Genomic DNA, 17,833 nt, shown 5'->3' with positions numbered 1-17,833 from the left:
ATTGCTTCCGATCTGGAAGCAATTTTTGTTATTCATTTCAAGATAAATTTAAACATCAATATTGGCATAAATCGCATTCTTTTCGATAAATTCTCTTCTTGGCGGAACTTCATCACCCATCAGCATTGAGAAAACATTGTCAGCTTCAGCCAAACTTTCGATGGTTACCTGTTTCAAAATTCTGTGTTCAGGATTCAAAGTGGTTTCCCAAAGCTGTTCCGGGTTCATTTCCCCAAGACCTTTGTAACGCTGTACTTCCACTCCTTTTCCGTCTGCAGACATTTCCAAAGTTTTTTCTTCACGCTCTTTCTCGTTCCACGCGTAAATTTTCTTGTTCCCTTTTTTCAATAAATATAAAGGCGGAGAGGCAATGTAAATATATCCTTGCTCAATCAGTTCTTTCATATAACGGAAGAAGAATGTCAAAATTAAAGTAGAAATGTGGGATCCATCAATATCAGCATCGGTCATAATTACGATTTTGTGATATCTCAACTTCGCCAAATTCAAAGCTTTTGAATCTTCCTCAGTTCCTACAGAAACGCCAAGAGCTGTATAAATATTTCTGATTTCCTCGTTATCGTAAACTTTATGAAGCATTGATTTTTCAACGTTCAAAATTTTACCTCTCAAAGGAAGGATGGCTTGAAAATGACGGTCACGACCTTGTTTTGCAGTTCCACCTGCGGAATCTCCCTCAACCAGGAAAATTTCAGAGATTTCAGGGTCTTTAGATGAACAGTCGGACAATTTTCCCGGAAGTCCGGAACCTCCCATCGGAGATTTTCGTTGAACCAATTCTCTCGCTTTTTTCGCAGCCTGTCTTGCTTTTGCGGCCAAAACTACTTTTTGAACGATTTGTTTGGCTTCATTTGGATTTTCCTCCAGGAAATTCGTTAACATTTCGCCCACGATTTTGTCAACCGCACCGGAAACTTCGGAGTTACCCAATTTTGTTTTGGTTTGACCTTCAAACTGAGGCTCCATTACTTTTACTGAAATTACCGCTGTTAAACCTTCACGGAAGTCGTCTCCGGTAATCTCTACTTTTTCTTTTTGTGGAATTCCTAAATCATCAGCATATTTCTTCAAAGTTCTTGTTAAAGCCCTTCTGAAACCGGCCAAGTGCGTTCCACCTTCGTGCGTGTTGATATTATTAACATATGAGTGAAGATTTTCGTTGAATGAAGTGTTGTAACGCATCGCAACCTCCACAGGAATATCATCTCTTTCACCTTCCATGAAAATTACGTTTTCCATGATAGATTCACGGTTTCCGTCGATGTATTCAACAAATTCTTTCAAACCGCCTTCAGAATAGAATGTTTCGGTTTTGAAAGTTCCATCTTCGTTTTTCTGTCTTTCGTCTGTTAAAGTAATCCTAATTCCTTTGTTCAGGAAAGCCAGTTCTCTCAAACGTGCAGCCAAAGTATCGTAGTTGTACACCAACTCCTGGAAAATGCTTCCATCCGGTTGGAAAAATACTTTTGTTCCTCTTTCAGTTGTTGTTCCGATTTCGGCAACATCTGCTAAAGCAACTCCTTTTGAATATTTTTGTTCATAAATTTTTCCATCACGGTAAACATCAGCAATAAGCGAAGTTGAAAGCGCGTTCACACAAGAAACCCCAACTCCGTGAAGACCACCGGAAACTTTATAAGAATCTTTATCGAATTTACCACCTGCTCCAATCTTCGTCATTACTACTTCTAGAGCCGATTTCTGCTCTTTTTCGTGAAAATCTACCGGAATACCACGACCGTTATCTTTTACCGAAATTCCGTCTCCTTCGTGGATAGTTACTGAAATTGTATCACAGTGTCCGGCTAAAGCTTCGTCGATTGAATTATCAACCACCTCATAAACCAAATGGTGAAGACCACGAACTCCTACATCACCGATGTACATTGAAGGACGAAGACGAACGTGTTCAATTCCTTCCAGCGCCTGAATACTGCTTGCTGAATATTGTTTTTGACTCATAATTTTTGCTGTTTGCTGTCGGCTTTTTGCTTTCTGCAAATATTAATTTTCTTTAAAATTTTCAATTCAATTTTGCATAATGCAAAGACTTACAAATATCGGAAAAATCGGCGAAATATGAAAGTCAAAAAGTGTTAGAAATGGGAAAAAGTTACTAACAAAAAAGCCCTGAAAATTTCAGGACTTTAATATTTTTTTTAATTTTTTTCAAACCAAACTCATCAAAAGCTTTTCCTCTATTTTCTCCACTTTTACTAAATTATTTTTGGTTAAATTTTTCGAAGCTTTGTCCCATTTTTTTCCTGAAAGTTGAGAACGGTTTTTCACTTCCGCCAATTCCATTGGTTCTGCCTGAGAATTCAAAATCTCGATGATGACTTTTTCATCTTCTCCCAATTCGATTGTTGGAGCCGTTTTTTCTGGTCTCATTTGCGGGAAGAACAAAACTTCCTGAATGGATGCATTGTCCGTTAAAAACATAATTAAACGGTCCATACCAATCCCTAAACCGGAAGTTGGAGGCATTCCGTATTCCAAAGCTCTCAAGAAATCGTTATCGATGAACATCGCTTCGTCATCCCCTCTTTCTGAAAGAGCTAATTGTGCTTCAAAACGTTCTCTTTGGTCAATTGGGTCATTTAATTCTGAATAAGCATTCGCGATTTCTTTACCGCAAACCATTAACTCGAAACGCTCCGTTAAACCTTCGTGAGTTCTGTGTTTTTTCGTCAATGGCGACATTTCTACAGGATAATCCGTAATGAAAGTTGGCTGAATGAAGTTACCTTCGCATTTTTCGCCGAAAATTTCGTCAATCAGTTTTCCTTTACCCATGGTTTGGTCCACTTCAATTCCGATAGATTTCGCAAAATCAAACAATTCCTGCTCTGATTTTCCTGTAATATCGAAACCGGTAAATCTCTGAATCGCCTCTGTCATCGAAACTCTTGGATACGGCGCTTTCCAGTTGATTGTATGTTCTCCGAACTGAGATTCAGTACTTCCATTCACAGAAACTGCTACAAATTCAAGCAATTTCTCCGTGAAATCCATCATCCAGTTGTAGTCTTTGTAAGCAACGTATATTTCCATAGCTGTGAACTCCGGATTATGTGTTCTGTCCATCCCCTCGTTACGGAAATTTTTTGAAAATTCGTAAACGCCATCGAAACCACCAACAATTAATCTTTTCAGATATAATTCGTTCGCAATCCTCATGTACAAAGGAATATCCAAAGCATTGTGATGTGTAATGAAAGGTCTTGCCGCAGCTCCTCCCGGAATAGCTTGTAAAATTGGAGTTTCAACTTCAAAATAGCCTGCGTCATTAAAATATTGACGCATCGCATTGAACATTTTCGTTCTCTTCACGAAAATTTCTTTCACTTGAGGATTTACCGTTAAATCTACATATCGCTGTCTGTACCGCAATTCAGGGTCGTTGAAAGCGTCGTGAACTACTCCGTTTTCATCAGTTTTTGCTTGTGGAAGAGGTCGTAAAGATTTCGTCAGCAATGTGAAATTTTTCACCATTACCGTCATTTCTCCAACTTGCGTCATGAACAGTTCACCTTCAACACCAATGATATCACCGATGTCTAAAAGATGTTTGTAAACTTCGTTGTAAAGCTCTTTATCATCACCCGGACAAATCTCATCACGGTTAAAATAAACCTGAATTTTACCTTCCGAATCCTGCAACTCCGCAAACGAAGCCTTCCCCTGAATACGGCGTGACATCAAACGTCCCGCAATATTCACAGATTTTCCTTCTGCAAAATTTTTCTTAATGGTTTTGGTGGTATCGGTAATTTTATATTCAGCAGCCGGAAATGCATCGATTCCCATAGCTGTCAGTTTATTCAGTTTTTCTCGACGGATAATTTCCTGTTCTGATAATGACATTTCTTGATGTTTTTTAGAAGATGCAAAAATAGGGATTTTCAAACAAAAAAAAGACAGCAAAAAGTTGTCTTTTAAATCTTTATTTTATAATGGAAATTATTTTAGAGATAAAATATACTCTACCATTTTTTTTGCATCCTCTTTGGAAATATTTGGATGTGGCGCCATTGGCACCTGCCCCCAATTTCCACTTCCTCCATTTACAATTTTATCGGCAAGTATCTCCAAATCTTTTTGGGAATATTTTGCTGCAACTTCTGCGTAAGAAGGACCAACGAGTTTTTCATTATCCTTGTGACAGCTTAAACAGTCGGAACCGGTAATTAAAGCATAACCCGGAAGATTTTTATCGCCTTCTTTCTTAGTAGTCGCAGCAACAGGATTATTAGATGGCGCTGCGGAAGGTTCAGCAGTAACATTGCTTAAATCCGGAATGGATGAAGTTTCCTTTTTCGCACACGAAAAAAGTAAAAATCCAAAAGCAGTAATCAGCAAAAACTTTTTCATATTATTTTGTAGCAGCAGAATCAACTTTTACAGCAGCAGAATCTGCAGCAACATTTGTTTGGTCTGCAGGTTTTGAAACCGATCCAGAATCTACAATCTGAGCTTCAGGTTCAGTTAACATGGTGTTAGAATCCTGTTCGTAAGTGCTTTCTTTCTTTGAACAGGTTACTGCCACTGCAGCGAAAAATGCTAATGCTAATACTTTTTTCATAATATTAAATATTTATTTAAGTTGCAAAAATACTCATTTTTGATGCTTTTCGCAAGTGTAAAAACTATGGAATACTGGTTGTATGGTTTTACGTTGATTTTCCTCATTATTTTAGGCACAGTTTCTGCAAAAACAGGCGGTTCTTGCGTAATGAAAGCTATTCTGAGAATTACAATTTGGGGAAGTATTGCTATGATTTTGTCAGCAGTTGTAGGTTATGTTTTCGGGGTGAAAGTGGCTTAAAATTTAAAAATTTAGGAGCTTAATCCTGCTTTCCGCTATATCTTTTTACTCGTTGTTACCTCCTCATAAAAAGGATGTCGCTACAATGGCTATGAAAGTCGTGTTCCAAATAAAATTTTGTGAAAATTGACAACATTTTACTAAAAGGCGCAAAGTTTTGCTGAGTTCAACTAGATTAAAATTGAAAATCTTTGATTTTCTTGCGTCTTAAAACGTATTTTTAATATTTGTCTTCTTTGCGACTTTGCGTTTAAAATAATTTTTAAAAAATATTTGAATAATTAAAAAACCTTTCTATATTTGTCCCAATGAAAACAACAAACAACAATTGGTGGTGGCTTCAAAACTCTCAAGGTCTTGAACACTATTCTTTTGCTTAAAAATATTGAAACCAAAAATTTAGAAAAAGGCTTTGACATATATGTTGAAGCCTTTTTTTTGTCATTGCGAGCGAACCGTAGCAAACCCAACTAAAATATTTTAAACTTTAATTTAAAATGAATTTCATCCAAAAAACCAAAATAAAAACCACCGTAAAATCTACCTTAAGCGACCTTTTCACTCCGATTGGAATTTACCTGCGACTTCGCGACCAATTTCGTGACACGATTCTTTTGGAAAGTGCGGGAAACCAAAATTCTGAAAATTCTTTCTCATTTATCGCGGTGAATGCCATTGCAGGAATTGAAATCCGAAACTTTGTGGAAGCCGAGATAAAATTCCCCTTAGAAAGTCCTCAAAAAATCAATATTGAAAAGGAAAAACTTACCGATTTGCTTCAAAGTTTTTCCAAAACTTTTGAGTGTGAAATCCCAAAACATGACATCGGGAAACAGGCGCAAGGTTTTTTTGGATATACAAGTTACGACGCGATTCCTTTTTTTGAAAACATCAAATTCAAAGAGATTTCCGAAGAGAATAAAATTCCATTGTTGAGGTATCGACTTTATCAGTATGTGATTGCCATCAATCATCACAATGACGAAATGTTTTTGATTGAGAACAAAATCGAGGGTTTAAAATCTGAAATTTCAACTATTGAAAATTTAATCAACCAAAAAAATGCGCCCGTTTTTCCTTTTGAAATCATGGGCGACGAAACTTCAAATTTAACAGATGAAGCATACAAAAATTCGGTCGAGTTGGCGAAAAAACACTGTTTCCGAGGCGATGTTTTTCAGTTGGTTTTAAGCAGAAGATTTCAACAGAAATTCCGTGGCGACGAATTCAATGTTTATCGTGCTTTGCGAAACATCAATCCTTCACCTTATTTATTTTTCTTTGATTACGGTGATTATAAATTAATTGGCTCAAGTCCTGAAAGTCAACTGATTATCAAAAATAAACAAGCCATCATTCATCCTATCGCGGGAACTTTCAAGCGAACAGGAAATGTAGAAAAGGATTTGGATTCTGCAGAAGAACTTAAAAAAGACCCAAAAGAAAACGCGGAACATACGATGCTTGTTGACTTGGCGCGAAATGATTTAAGCATTTGTGGAAAAAATACTCAAGTTTCAAAATTGAAGGAAATTCAGTTTTTTTCGCACGTCATTCACATGGTTTCGGAAGTCGTGACGGAAGTTTCAGAAAATCAGAATCCTTTTGAAATGATTGCCACCACCTTCCCACAGGGAACTTTGAGCGGTGCACCGAAATTTAAAGCGATGGAACTGATTGACAGTTACGAAAAAACTTCACGCAGTTATTACGGAGGTTGCATCGGTTTTGTAGGTTTTGACGGCAGCTGTAATCAGGCGATTATGATTCGGACTTTTTTAAGCAAAAACAACACGCTATTTTATCAAGCCGGAGCCGGAATTGTTGCTAAATCCTCCGCAGAAAGTGAATTGCAGGAAGTGAACAATAAATTAGGTGCGCTGAAAAAAGCGATTATAAAAGCAGAAAAAATTTAAAAATATTTTACAAAGTCTGTAAGTACATCAATACATTTTACATCAAATGAAGATATTAGTCCTCGACAATTACGACAGTTTCACCTACAATTTGGTTCAGATGATTGAGCAGATTGTCGGCGAAAAAGTAGATGTGTTCCGCAACGACCAAATTTCTTTGGAAGACATTGAAAAGTACGACAAAATTATACTTTCTCCAGGTCCAGGAATTCCCGAAGAAGCAGGGATTTTATTGGATTTAATAAAAAAATATGCACCTAAAAAATCCATTTTCGGGGTTTGTCTTGGTCAGCAAGCGATTGCGGAAGCATTTGGCGGAAGTTTGATTAATCTTTCCGAAATTTTTCACGGCGTTGCAACGAAATCCAAACAGGTTAAGGAACATCAAATTTTCAAAAATTTGCCCGAAACTTTGGAAGTTGGGCGCTATCATTCTTGGGCTGTAAACCCAGAAGATTTTCCCGAAGAACTGGAAATCACATCTATTGATAAAGACGGAATGATTATGAGTTTAAAACATAAAACCTACGACGTTCACGCTGTTCAATACCATCCCGAAAGTATTTTGACGCCGAACGGAAAACAAATTTTGGAAAACTTTCTTAATGGTTAATTATAAATTGTTAATTGTTAATATTTCGAATTTTTGAATCAATCATTAACAATTAACCACTAACAATTCTAATGAAACAGATTTTACAATATTTATTCAACCACAACACGCTTTCAAAAGCCGAAGCAAAAGCAATTCTGATTGAAATTGCGCAGAACAAATTCAACGAAAATGAAGTCACTTCTTTTGTCACCGTTTTCCTGATGAGAAGTATTACTTTGGAGGAATTGGAAGGATTTCGCGAGGCGCTTCTTGCACTTTCGCTTCCCGTTGAATTGCAGGAAGATGATTTGCTCGACATCGTGGGAACAGGCGGCGATGGAAAAAACACCTTCAACATTTCTACTTTGGCAAGTTTCGTGGTGGCAGGAACAGGACAAAAAGTGGCGAAACACGGAAACTACGGTGTTTCCACGATTTCAGGCTCATCCAATGTGTTGGAAGAATTGGGTTATCAATTTAAAAATAACAGTGTCGATTTGCAAAGGGATTTAGATAAGGGAAACATTTGTTTTCTCCATGCACCGATTTTTCACCCCGCTTTGAAATCGGTTGCACCACTCCGAAAAGGTCTTGGTTTGCGCACTTTTTTCAATATTTTGGGTCCACTTGTAAATCCCGCTAAACCAAAATATGCGCTTATTGGCGTTTACAATTTGGAAATCGCAAGGATTTACCAGTATCTTTTGCAGAAAGGCAGCCAAAATTTCACCTTAGTTCACGCGTTAGACGGTTACGATGAAATCTCGTTAACTTCCGACACGAAAATTTTCGACAAAAAGGGTGAACATATCCATTCTGCTCAAGATTTAGGGTTTAAAAATATTGTTCCCGAACGTATTTTCGGTGGAAATTCCAAACAGGATTCCGCAAAAATTTTTATCGATATATTACAAGGAAATGGAACGGATGAACAGAATTCGGTTGTGATTTCAAATGCTGCAATGGCACTGAAAACCACAGAAAAATTTGGTAATTATGAAGACTGTCTTGATCTTGCAAAAGAAAGTTTGGAGAGTGGTAAAGCGTTGAATTGTCTACGACAAATAATTAATAATTAACAATGAAAAATTAATAATTTTTAAAATGTTGAAGCACTTTGCATTAAAAATATGACCATTTTAGATATAATTATAGCAAGAAAAAAAGAAGAAATTGCAAAAGCAAAATCCAAAATTTCTATTGAAGAACTAAAAAATTCAGAATTTTTTGGAAGGCCAACTTTTTCCCTGAAAGAAACCCTAAAAACCAAATCAGGAATTGTTGCCGAGTTTAAGCGGAAATCACCGTCAAAAGGAATAATTAATGATAAAGTATCACCTTTGGAAGTCGTTTCTGCGTATGAAAAATTGGGTGCAAGCGGAATTTCAATTCTTACAGATCTCGACTTTTTTGGCGGAAATTTTCAGGATATTTTGGAAGTTAGAAATTTCATCAACCTTCCGATTTTGCGCAAAGATTTTATGATTGATGAATACCAATTTTATGAAGCCAAATCAATCGGAGCCGACGTTGTTTTATTGATTGCCTCTTGTCTTTCACCAAATCAAGTTCAGGAGTTTACAGAATTGGCGCACGAATTAAATTTGGAAGTTTTATTGGAAATCCACACTGAAGACGAACTGAAACATTTCAACAAAAACATTGATTTAGTCGGAATCAACAACAGAAATTTAAAAGATTTCAGAGTTGATTTGAAACATTCGGTCAATTTGAAAAACCAACTTCCAAAAGACGTTTTATCTGTTGCGGAAAGTGGAATTTATAATGTGGAAGATTTTAAGTTTTTAAAGGAACAAGGCTTCGATGCATTTTTGATGGGCGAATATTTTATGAAAAACGAAAATCCCGGAAAAGCATTTGAAAATTTTTTAAACGAAATAAAATAGCCAGGAATTCACGAATGATATAAAATTCGTGCATTCGTGGCAAACAAAAATATGAAATTAAAAGTCTGTGGTTTAACTCAACTCAATCAAATCGAAGAATTAGTCAGTCTCGGAGTGGATTTCTTGGGCTTTATCTTCTACGAAAAATCGCCGAGATTTGTTTTGAATTATTTGAGTTTGGAGGAAATAAAATCAAGCCAACATCAGGGAAAAGTTGGAGTTTTCGTAAACGAAATCGTTGAAAAAATTCTAGAAATTTCTGAAAAATCAGATTTAAATTTCATCCAACTTCACGGCGATGAAGATGAAAACTTCGTTTTCAGATTAAGGCAAAGGTTAAGCAAAGATGTAAAAATCATCAAGGTTTTCAGAATTGGCGAAACTTTCAATTTTCAACTTTCAATTTTCAAGCCAAATGTAGATTATTTTTTGTTCGACACCGATTCCAAAGCCTTTGGCGGGACCGGAAAAACATTCGACTGGAATATTTTAAACCAAATAGAAATTCCAAAACCCTACTTTTTGAGTGGCGGAATTTCTTTGGAAAATATTGATGAACTGCTAAATTTTGTCAAAGTTAATCTGCATGAAAATAAAACTTTGACAAAGTTGAACCCACAAAAACCCCTCGCGTTGGATATTAATTCAAAATTTGAGATCGAAGCAGGTGTGAAGGATTTGGAAAAAATTAGATTGTTAATGGATAAAATTTGAAAGAGTCACGAAGTGACGATTTAACAAAGGATAGGATAAAATCCTATCTATTAAAAAAATAAAAAAATGCCACAATCATTAGTCAAAAATTATATTCATATTGTTTTTAGCACAAAGCATAGAGAAGATTTTATAGATGAAAGCATTGAAAATGAATTGTTCGCCTACATCGCTGCAATCTGCAAAGATTTTGAAAGTACTTCACTGCAAATTGGAGGCACAGATAATCATATTCATATTCTTTGTCTGCTATCAAGAAAAATTGCTTTGATGAAATTGGTTCAGGAAGTAAAAGCCCATTCTTCGAAATGGATAAAGACTAAAGGCAAAAAATATGAAAACTTCTTTTGGCAAGATGGTTATGGTGGCTTTTCTGTGAGTCAAAGAAATTTATTTGCAACCATAAATTATATAAAAAATCAGAGAGAGCATCATAAACAACAGGATTTTAAAACGGAATTTTTGGAGATTATTCATAAACATGAAATGGAATATGATGAAAAATATCTTTGGGATTAAAAAATTAATTAATAACGCATTTGATTTATAGGATTTCATCCTATTCTTTATTAATTCGTCGCTTCGCGACTTCATAAAAAAAACAAAATGAACTATCAAAACCCCGACGAAAACGGATATTACGGCGAATTTGGCGGCGCATTTATTCCCGAAATGCTTTATCCAAATGTTGCCGAATTGCAATCAAAATATTTAGAAATTATTGAATCCGATGAATTTCAAAAAGAGTTTCAGGATTTGCTGAAAAACTATGTTGGTCGCGCAACACCACTTTATTTTGCCAAAAACTTGAGCCAAAAATATGGTGCCCAAATTTATCTGAAAAGAGAAGATTTGAATCACACGGGAGCACATAAAATCAACAACGCTTTAGGTCAGGCTTTGCTTGCTAAAAAATTAGGTAAAAATCGCATTATTGCAGAAACGGGAGCCGGACAACACGGCGTTGCAACTGCTACTGCATGCGCTCTTCTTGGTTTGGAATGCATTATTTATATGGGAGAAATCGACATTGCTCGACAAGCACCCAATGTTGCGAGAATGAAAATGCTTGGTGCAAAAGTTGTTCCTGCAAAATCAGGTTCAAAAACGCTGAAAGATGCGGTGAATGAAGCACTTCGAGATTGGATTAATAATCCTGTGACTACTCATTACATTATTGGAAGCGTGGTTGGTCCGCATCCTTTTCCTGATTTGGTTGCGCGGTTTCAAAGTGTGATTTCTAAGGAAATAAGGGAACAACTTAGTGAGAAAATCAGCAGAAAAAACCCTGATTATGTCATCGCTTGCGTTGGCGGCGGAAGCAATGCGGCAGGAACTTTTTACCATTTCGTGAATGAAGAAAATGTGAAGTTGATTGCCGCAGAAGCAGGCGGTTTTGGAATAGATTCAGGTAAATCTGCAGCGACGACTTTTTTGGGAACTCTCGGTGTTTTACACGGCAGCAAAAGTTTGGTGATGCAGGATAAAGACGGACAAGTAACCGAACCACACTCCATTTCCGCAGGTTTGGATTATCCGGGAATCGGACCTTTTCATGCGAATTTATTTCAGCAAAATCGTGCGGAATTTTTCAGCATTAATGATGATGAAGCGTTGAAATCCGCTTTTGAACTGACAAAGTTGGAGGGAATTATTCCTGCTTTGGAAAGTGCGCACGCTTTGGCGGTTTTGGACAAGAAAAAGTTTGGAGAAAAAGAGGTACTGGTAATTTGTTTGAGCGGACGTGGTGATAAGGATATGGAAACGTATTTGCAAAAGATGGGAGATGGAAGATGGAAGAATGAAGATTAAGAAATCTAAAAACTTTTAAAACTAAATTTTATGAACAAAGATAACTTCGGACTTCGGACTTCGGACTTCGGACTTCAAAAAAAACTCAATATATATTTCACCGCAGGAATTCCGAATTTGGAAGACACGGGAAAAATTGCGAAATTAATCCAAGATTCAGGTGCAGATATGATGGAAATCGGAATTCCATATTCCGATCCGGTTGCAGATGGACCTGTAATTCAGGATGCACATCTTTTGGCTTTGAAAAATGGAATGACAATTTCTAAGTTATTTGAACAATTGGCTGAGATAAAAGATTCGGTGATGATTCCTAAAATTTTAATGGGCTACATCAATCCTGTTCTTCAATTCGGTTTTGAAGATTTTTGTAAGAAATGTCATGAAGTTGGTGTTTCTGGATTGATCATTCCTGATCTTCCACCCTTTGAATTTGAAAGCAAATACCAAAATATTGTAAAGAAATACAGCTTAAATTTCACATTTTTGGTGACGCCAGAAACTTCGGATCAGCGGATACTATTTTTGGATTCACTGAGTTCGGGATTTTTATATGCGGTAAGCTCTTCATCTACGACAGGCAAAGAAAATTTGACGTTAAAAAATGAAGAATATTTGGACAGACTTTCTAAATTAAATTTAAAAAATCCTGTTTTTATTGGATTTGGAATAAAGAATAGAAACGATTTTGAAAGTGTTACCGAAAAAGCAGCCGGAGGAATTATTGGAACTGCTTTTGTGAGCATTCTCCTCAAGAATAACAATTGGATAATTGCAGCAAAAGAATTTATCAATCAGATAAAGCAATAATTTTTATTAAATTTGGTTTTATGTGATATGCTGATGAGAATGTTTAAAACCTACCATAAGAAATGCATTTACACAAAAAAAGTAACTGCATTATGCAGTTACTTTGCTAGTAATTAAATCATTACTTCTTCATTTGTGTTTATGCAAATATATAAAAAAACAAATAACTCACAAAAAAGTGAAAAATTATTCTATTTTTTAAAGTTATTTTTTTAAGTACTCTAATAAAAACTAATCATCATGCCCAGAAAGCCTGTAAGTGGGCCGTTACGAGATAAGGACAGAACGAGAGCAAAACTTATTAAAACGGTTGGAAAAATTATTAAAACCAAAGGTTTTCATGAACTGAAAATCACTAAAATAGCACAGGTTGCAGGTGTAGATAAAAAACTGATCTACGAATATTTTGGCACCGCCGAAAATCTGATCAACGAATATCTGCATTCCGAAGATTACGGAAGCAGCATGGATTTCGTAAAGACTGATCTTTCGGACAATGGCAAGCAATTTTCTAAAATGTTGATTAAAAACATGTACGAAGCGCTTTCTAAAAACAAAGAGCTTCAGAAAATCATCGTTTGGGAACTTTATGAATACAATGAAATTCTCAGAAAATTGTCTGAGCATCGTGAAGAATTGGGAGAAGAGATTTTTCAGGCAGCTATGCATCCCTATTTCAAAGAAAACCATAAAAAATACCGAGCTGTTTTGGCCATTCTTATTTCCTCTACCTATTATTTAAATCTTCATTCCACTTCAAACGGAAGTATTTTTGTCGGTTTGAACATAAAAGCCGAAAATGACCGTAAAATTTTAGATGAGGTTATCAGCGACCTCATAGATTTTGCTTACGAAAAATACGGGATGTAAGTAAGATGCATTGCATAAAAATTTAATTTACTATTTTTGTCCTGTTAAGGTTCTCGAAGCATCCATTTTTTTTAAAATATGACAGTTACACAAAATAAAACTTTAGAATTTCGTGAACTTGGTTTAATGGATTATCTTCCAGCATTTGAATATCAGGAAAATCTAATGAAATCTATCATAGAACTCAAACTGAAAAACCGCGACAGAACCGACGGAGTTTTTGAAGAAACACCCAATTACTTTCTGTTTGTAGAGCATCCACATGTTTATACTTTAGGAAAATCCGGCGATGAACACAATATGTTGGCAAATTCTAAAAAATTAGAAGAAATTGACGCTACTTTTGTGAAGACAAACCGCGGCGGAGACATTACTTATCATGGTTTTGGACAAATTGTTGGTTACCCAATTTTGGATTTGGATAATTTTAAATCCGACATCCATCTTTATATGAGAAATCTTGAGGAAGTCATTATCCGAACCATTGCAGAATATGACTTGAAAGGCGAAAGAAGTGAAGGTGAAACCGGAGTTTGGTTAGATGTTGGGAAACCTTACGCGAGAAAAATCTGTGCAATGGGTGTAAAAACTTCAAAATGGGTAACGATGCATGGTTTTGCGCTGAATGTTAATACCGATTTAAGATATTTCGAATATATTATTCCATGTGGAATTAAAGATAAATCAGTCACTTCATTAGCTCGCGAGCTTGAAAGAAAATTTTCTGAAGAAGATGTTGCCGAAGTCAAATCGAAAATCAAAAAACATTTCGAAGAAGTTTTCGGGGCAAAATTTATTTAAAACACAAACAGCGGAATTAATTCCGTTGTTATTATTTTAAAAAATTTTATATCCTCTGTAAACCATTGTAGTTTCTTCCATCATAGTTGCAGACTGAGTTCTGAAATTCATTAGATGTTCTGTTCCACTGTGTTTATAATGGTGTTCTTCAGTTTCCCAAAGTTCTACAATAAAGAAAACACCTTTGTTTTCACGGTCTTCTACCAAATCGTATTGCAGACATCCCTCCTCTTTTCTGGTTTCGTTTACCAGTTTTTTCAAAAGTTCGATGGCATCCATCAGATAGTTTTCCTTAAAGCGGAAAAGCGCTACAATATGCAAGTTTTTCATGTTTTATTATTTGAAAAGCAAATATAATTATTGACTTTCAATATTTGCAAAAAAATCAAAAAAGGCTGTTAAAAATTTCCATTTTCCTAATTCCATAAAATATTTATCTTTGTAAAAATCCAACAAGTAAAAATGGCTGAATATAAATTATTACTTCCATCCATGGGAGAAGGTGTAATGGAAGCAACAGTAATCACGTGGCTTTTTAATGAAGGAGACATGGTAAAGGAAGACGATTCTGTTGTAGAAATTGCAACGGATAAAGTAGATTCTGATGTTCCGACTCCGGTTTCGGGTAAAATTGTAAAAATTTTAAAGAAAAAAGACGAAGTGGCAAAAATTGGTGAAGCCATCGCAATTCTGGAAGTTGCAGGAGAAGGTGAAACCATTGCAGAACAGCCACAGGAACCGAAATCTGCAGAAGCAGTAAAAACTGAAATTCCTCAGCCAACAGAAAACGACATCAAAGAACTTGAAAAACCTTTGCAGACTTCTCAACCTGCTGCAGAATTTTCAGGAGACCTCTATTTATCACCGCTGGTAAAATCAATCGCACAACAGGAAAATATTTCCGAAGCCGAACTGAAATCCATCAAAGGGAGCGGAATGGACGGAAGAATTAATAAAGAAGATATTTTAGCTTTCGTTACGAACAGAAGTTCAGCACCACAACAACCTGTTGCAGCAACTGCCACACAAGCTTCTCCTCCTGTTTCTACACCGCAAACAACTGTTTCTCCTTCGTCGGTTCCAGTTGCAGAAGGAGATGAAATTATTCAGATGGACAGAGTCCGCAAGTTGATTGCAGATGCAATGGTGAATTCCAAAAAAACTTCGCCTCACGTTACTTCTTTCATCGAATCTGATGTAACGAACGTTGTAAAATGGAGAGCAAAACATAAAGACGCATTCGAAAAGCGTGAAGGCGAAAAACTGACGTTCATGCCGATTTTCGTGAAGGCAGTTGTAAAAGCAATTCAGGATTATCCTTTGATTAACGTTTCTGTGGACGGAGACAAAATCATCAAAAAGAAAAACATCAATATAGGTATGGCAACTGCGCTTCCGGATGGAAACCTTATTGTTCCTGTCATCAAAAATGCAGACCAACTTTCACTTTCCGGATTGGCAAAAGCGATTAACGATTTGGCTTACAGAGCAAGAAATAAAAAATTGAAACCGGAAGATACGCAAGGTGCAACTTACACGATTTCCAACGTTGGAAGTTTTGGAAACTTAATGGGAACACCTATTATTCCACAACCTCAGGTTGCGATTTTGGCAATTGGCGCCATTGTTAAAAAACCTGCCGTAATCGAAACCAAAGACGGCGATTTAATTGGTATCCGTCAGTTGATGTTCATGTCGCATTCCTACGACCACCGTGTTGTGGACGGTTCTTTAGGCGGAATGTTCCTTAAACACGTTCACGATTATCTGCAGAACTGGGATATGAATACCGAAATATAAGTAATGAGCATTAGAAATAAATAATAAACCTTCGATTTTTTTCGGAGGTTTTTTTGTGCGGTTCACCTGTTTCAGAGGGGTGTCTGTTCGCTTGCGAAATTACGGGGTGTTCAAATTAGTGTAATAATAATTTTTAGGAGCTATTTCCCGCTGTCACTACTCGCTTTTTGTTGCGGCGGCGAAGCCGCCGCAACAAAAGAGCTCAAACATACCGTTCCATCGGGGCTATGAATTCGGGATAATTTCACTATTTTTGGACGTCAATCAATATTTCAGCATTGGTAAAAATTTTATTTAGTTCTGCATGTCTTGTAATCATTTGGGTATATTTTAATTATCCGGTTTATAGCACCAATATCTCCTATTTAATCATATTGGGTTGTTTTGTGGTTTTATGTTTTGCAGGAGCTAAAATTTATTCAGATAGAGACGATAAAGACAAAAGTTATGAAGAAATGGAAAAGAAGATGGATAAAATCTATAATGAAGACGGAATTTTCAGTTACACTTCGGATGGCTTTTACATCAAACAAAAAAAATCGATGGAGTTTGTTAAATGGGACGAAATTGAAAAGATTAATTCAATTCACATCAATGTTTTAGACAAATGGCAAAGTGGATTGGAAGTCATAACAAAATCAAAAAATTACGAACTTAATGACTATAATTCGCCTGGAATAGAAAAGTTTAGCCAAAAAATCAATGAAAATCTTCCTGTTGAAGATGTAAGCTGGACTATATTTGATATTCATCATCCACAAAGATTTTTAGAGAATGGTTTTCAAAAAATTACAATCTATCAATAACAAATATAAAATCTACTAAAATGACTTTCCACATCCGTACTGCACAACCATCCGACTCACAGACTATTTTCAATCTTATTTATAAACTTGCCGTTTACGAAAAACTCGAAAATGATGTCGTAACTTCTCCCGAGGAACTCCGCGAACAGATTTTCGAAAAGAAATATGCCGAAGTTCTTATCGCCGAAGAAGATGGAAATCCGGTTGGATTTGCTTTGTACTTTTTCAATTTTTCTACCTTTTTAGGAAAACCCGGACTGTATTTGGAAGATGTATTCGTTGAGCCAGATTGCCGTGGAAAAGGCTACGGAAAAGCGTTGCTTGTGGAGCTTGCAAAAATCGCCAAAGAAAAAGATTGCGGCAGAATGGAATGGAGCGTCCTCGACTGGAACATGCCTTCAATCGAATTTTATAAATCACTCGGTGCAAAACCAATGGACGAATGGACTGTTTTCCGTTTAACTGAACAAGAAATTGAAGATTTATCCAATAACTAATGCACAAAATCTTCCGTCTTCTTCGCCGAAAAGCCAAAAGAATATTCGATAATATTCAGAATGAACATCTGAAGCATAACATGCTTCAGGCAATTCCTTTTTGGATTGCCTCTTTCTTTACAGGTATTGCAGCGGTGATGTACGCCAAACTTTTCCAATGGGGCGAAGAACTGCTTCAAATTATCCTGAAATGGAACAGTTGGGCGATTTTCATCATTGCTCCTATTGGTTTCGTATTATCGTGGTGGCTGGTAAAAAAATTCGCTCCTTATGCAAAAGGAAGCGGAATTCCACAAGTGATGGCTGCGGTAGATTTGGCAACCCCTCGCGACAGATTCAAACTGAAATATTTGCTGAGTTACAAAATTCTCGTCATCAAAGTAATTTCAAGTATTGTAATGGTGATTGGTGGTGGTGCAATTGGTCGCGAAGGTCCAACAATACAGATTGCAGGTT

At 36.3% G+C, this 17,833-nt stretch carries 19 protein-coding genes and 1 pseudogene; 15 read left to right on the top strand and 5 right to left on the bottom strand.

Annotated elements, in window-relative coordinates; genetic code table 11:
• Positions 1–48 precede the first annotated feature (48 nt).
• From gyrB to Q0252_RS02220, 4 genes are all read right to left on the bottom strand, one after another.
• Positions 49–1,983 carry a DNA topoisomerase (ATP-hydrolyzing) subunit B gene (gene gyrB / locus Q0252_RS02235; RefSeq protein WP_297983250.1) on the bottom strand — a complete coding sequence of 645 codons (1,935 nt, stop codon included), beginning with the start codon at positions 1,981–1,983 and terminating at the stop codon, positions 49–51.
• Between the two features lie 207 nt (positions 1,984–2,190).
• A complete protein-coding gene (gene lysS, locus Q0252_RS02230; protein WP_297983248.1) occupies positions 2,191–3,888 on the bottom strand; it encodes a lysine--tRNA ligase in 1,698 nt (565 codons plus the stop codon).
• Positions 3,889–3,984: 96 nt separating this feature from the next.
• Positions 3,985–4,395 (bottom strand): c-type cytochrome, encoded by a 411-nt coding sequence (locus tag Q0252_RS02225; protein ID WP_297983246.1) that lies wholly within the window; start codon positions 4,393–4,395, stop codon positions 3,985–3,987.
• Position 4,396: 1 nt separating this feature from the next.
• Entirely contained in the window at positions 4,397–4,606 is a 210-nt protein-coding gene (locus tag Q0252_RS02220) for a hypothetical protein (protein ID WP_297983244.1), read from the bottom strand.
• 66 nt (positions 4,607–4,672) lie between these two features.
• Between Q0252_RS02220 and Q0252_RS02215 the strand changes: the two are divergent.
• From Q0252_RS02215 to lipB, 11 genes and pseudogenes are all read left to right on the top strand, one after another.
• Positions 4,673–4,849, top strand: a pseudogene (locus tag Q0252_RS02215) (VIT1/CCC1 transporter family protein); the annotation flags it as partial.
• 497 nt (positions 4,850–5,346) lie between these two features.
• The gene (locus Q0252_RS02210; RefSeq protein ID WP_297983241.1) at positions 5,347–6,765 is read left to right on the top strand and encodes an anthranilate synthase component I family protein; all 1,419 of its coding nucleotides are present in this window, start codon (positions 5,347–5,349) and stop codon (positions 6,763–6,765) included.
• Between the two features lie 46 nt (positions 6,766–6,811).
• Entirely contained in the window at positions 6,812–7,378 is a 567-nt protein-coding gene (locus Q0252_RS02205) for an aminodeoxychorismate/anthranilate synthase component II (RefSeq protein WP_297983239.1), read from the top strand.
• 71 nt (positions 7,379–7,449) lie between these two features.
• The gene (gene trpD, locus Q0252_RS02200; RefSeq protein ID WP_297983237.1) at positions 7,450–8,439 is read left to right on the top strand and encodes an anthranilate phosphoribosyltransferase; all 990 of its coding nucleotides are present in this window, start codon (positions 7,450–7,452) and stop codon (positions 8,437–8,439) included.
• A 51-nt stretch (positions 8,440–8,490) separates the two neighbouring features.
• Positions 8,491–9,267, top strand: coding sequence for an indole-3-glycerol phosphate synthase TrpC (gene trpC, locus Q0252_RS02195; protein WP_297983235.1), 777 nt, complete (start codon positions 8,491–8,493; stop codon positions 9,265–9,267).
• A 51-nt stretch (positions 9,268–9,318) separates the two neighbouring features.
• The gene (locus tag Q0252_RS02190) at positions 9,319–9,981 is read left to right on the top strand and encodes a phosphoribosylanthranilate isomerase (RefSeq protein WP_297983233.1); all 663 of its coding nucleotides are present in this window, start codon (positions 9,319–9,321) and stop codon (positions 9,979–9,981) included.
• A 66-nt stretch (positions 9,982–10,047) separates the two neighbouring features.
• Positions 10,048–10,500, top strand: a complete 453-nt coding sequence (gene tnpA / locus Q0252_RS02185; RefSeq protein WP_297983231.1) for an IS200/IS605 family transposase — start codon at positions 10,048–10,050, stop codon at positions 10,498–10,500.
• Positions 10,501–10,587: 87 nt separating this feature from the next.
• On the top strand, positions 10,588–11,793 hold the full coding sequence (trpB, locus tag Q0252_RS02180) for a tryptophan synthase subunit beta (RefSeq protein WP_297983229.1): 1,206 nt from the start codon (positions 10,588–10,590) through the stop codon (positions 11,791–11,793).
• A gap of 30 nt (positions 11,794–11,823) precedes the next feature.
• The gene (trpA, locus tag Q0252_RS02175; protein WP_297983227.1) at positions 11,824–12,603 is read left to right on the top strand and encodes a tryptophan synthase subunit alpha; all 780 of its coding nucleotides are present in this window, start codon (positions 11,824–11,826) and stop codon (positions 12,601–12,603) included.
• A 240-nt stretch (positions 12,604–12,843) separates the two neighbouring features.
• Complete coding sequence (locus tag Q0252_RS02170) at positions 12,844–13,473, top strand: TetR/AcrR family transcriptional regulator (RefSeq protein WP_297983225.1); 630 nt, start codon at positions 12,844–12,846, stop codon at positions 13,471–13,473.
• A 78-nt stretch (positions 13,474–13,551) separates the two neighbouring features.
• On the top strand, positions 13,552–14,274 hold the full coding sequence (gene lipB, locus Q0252_RS02165; protein WP_297983223.1) for a lipoyl(octanoyl) transferase LipB: 723 nt from the start codon (positions 13,552–13,554) through the stop codon (positions 14,272–14,274).
• 36 nt (positions 14,275–14,310) lie between these two features.
• Here the strand turns inward: lipB and Q0252_RS02160 are convergent, their stop codons facing one another.
• Positions 14,311–14,604, bottom strand: a complete 294-nt coding sequence (locus Q0252_RS02160; RefSeq protein ID WP_297983222.1) for a putative quinol monooxygenase — start codon at positions 14,602–14,604, stop codon at positions 14,311–14,313.
• 132 nt (positions 14,605–14,736) lie between these two features.
• Between Q0252_RS02160 and Q0252_RS02155 the strand changes: the two genes are divergently transcribed.
• From Q0252_RS02155 to Q0252_RS02140, 4 genes are all read left to right on the top strand, one after another.
• Positions 14,737–16,074: a dihydrolipoamide acetyltransferase family protein gene (locus tag Q0252_RS02155; protein ID WP_297983220.1), complete on the top strand. Its 1,338-nt coding sequence runs from the start codon at positions 14,737–14,739 to the stop codon at positions 16,072–16,074.
• Positions 16,075–16,352: 278 nt separating this feature from the next.
• The gene (locus tag Q0252_RS02150; protein ID WP_297983218.1) at positions 16,353–16,880 is read left to right on the top strand and encodes a hypothetical protein; all 528 of its coding nucleotides are present in this window, start codon (positions 16,353–16,355) and stop codon (positions 16,878–16,880) included.
• A gap of 20 nt (positions 16,881–16,900) precedes the next feature.
• The gene (locus Q0252_RS02145; protein WP_297983216.1) at positions 16,901–17,377 is read left to right on the top strand and encodes a GNAT family N-acetyltransferase; all 477 of its coding nucleotides are present in this window, start codon (positions 16,901–16,903) and stop codon (positions 17,375–17,377) included.
• Positions 17,377–17,833: chloride channel protein (locus Q0252_RS02140; protein ID WP_297983214.1), on the top strand; the 457-nt coding region annotated here is incomplete at its 3' end. The genes Q0252_RS02145 and Q0252_RS02140, both read left to right, overlap by 1 nt.

The organism is uncultured Chryseobacterium sp. (assembly GCF_936933875.1).
Classification (GTDB): Bacteria; Bacteroidota; Bacteroidia; order Flavobacteriales; family Weeksellaceae; genus CAKZIK01.
Note: the sequence above shows the minus strand (reverse complement) of the source record. Positions and strands in the feature narration are given on the sequence as shown.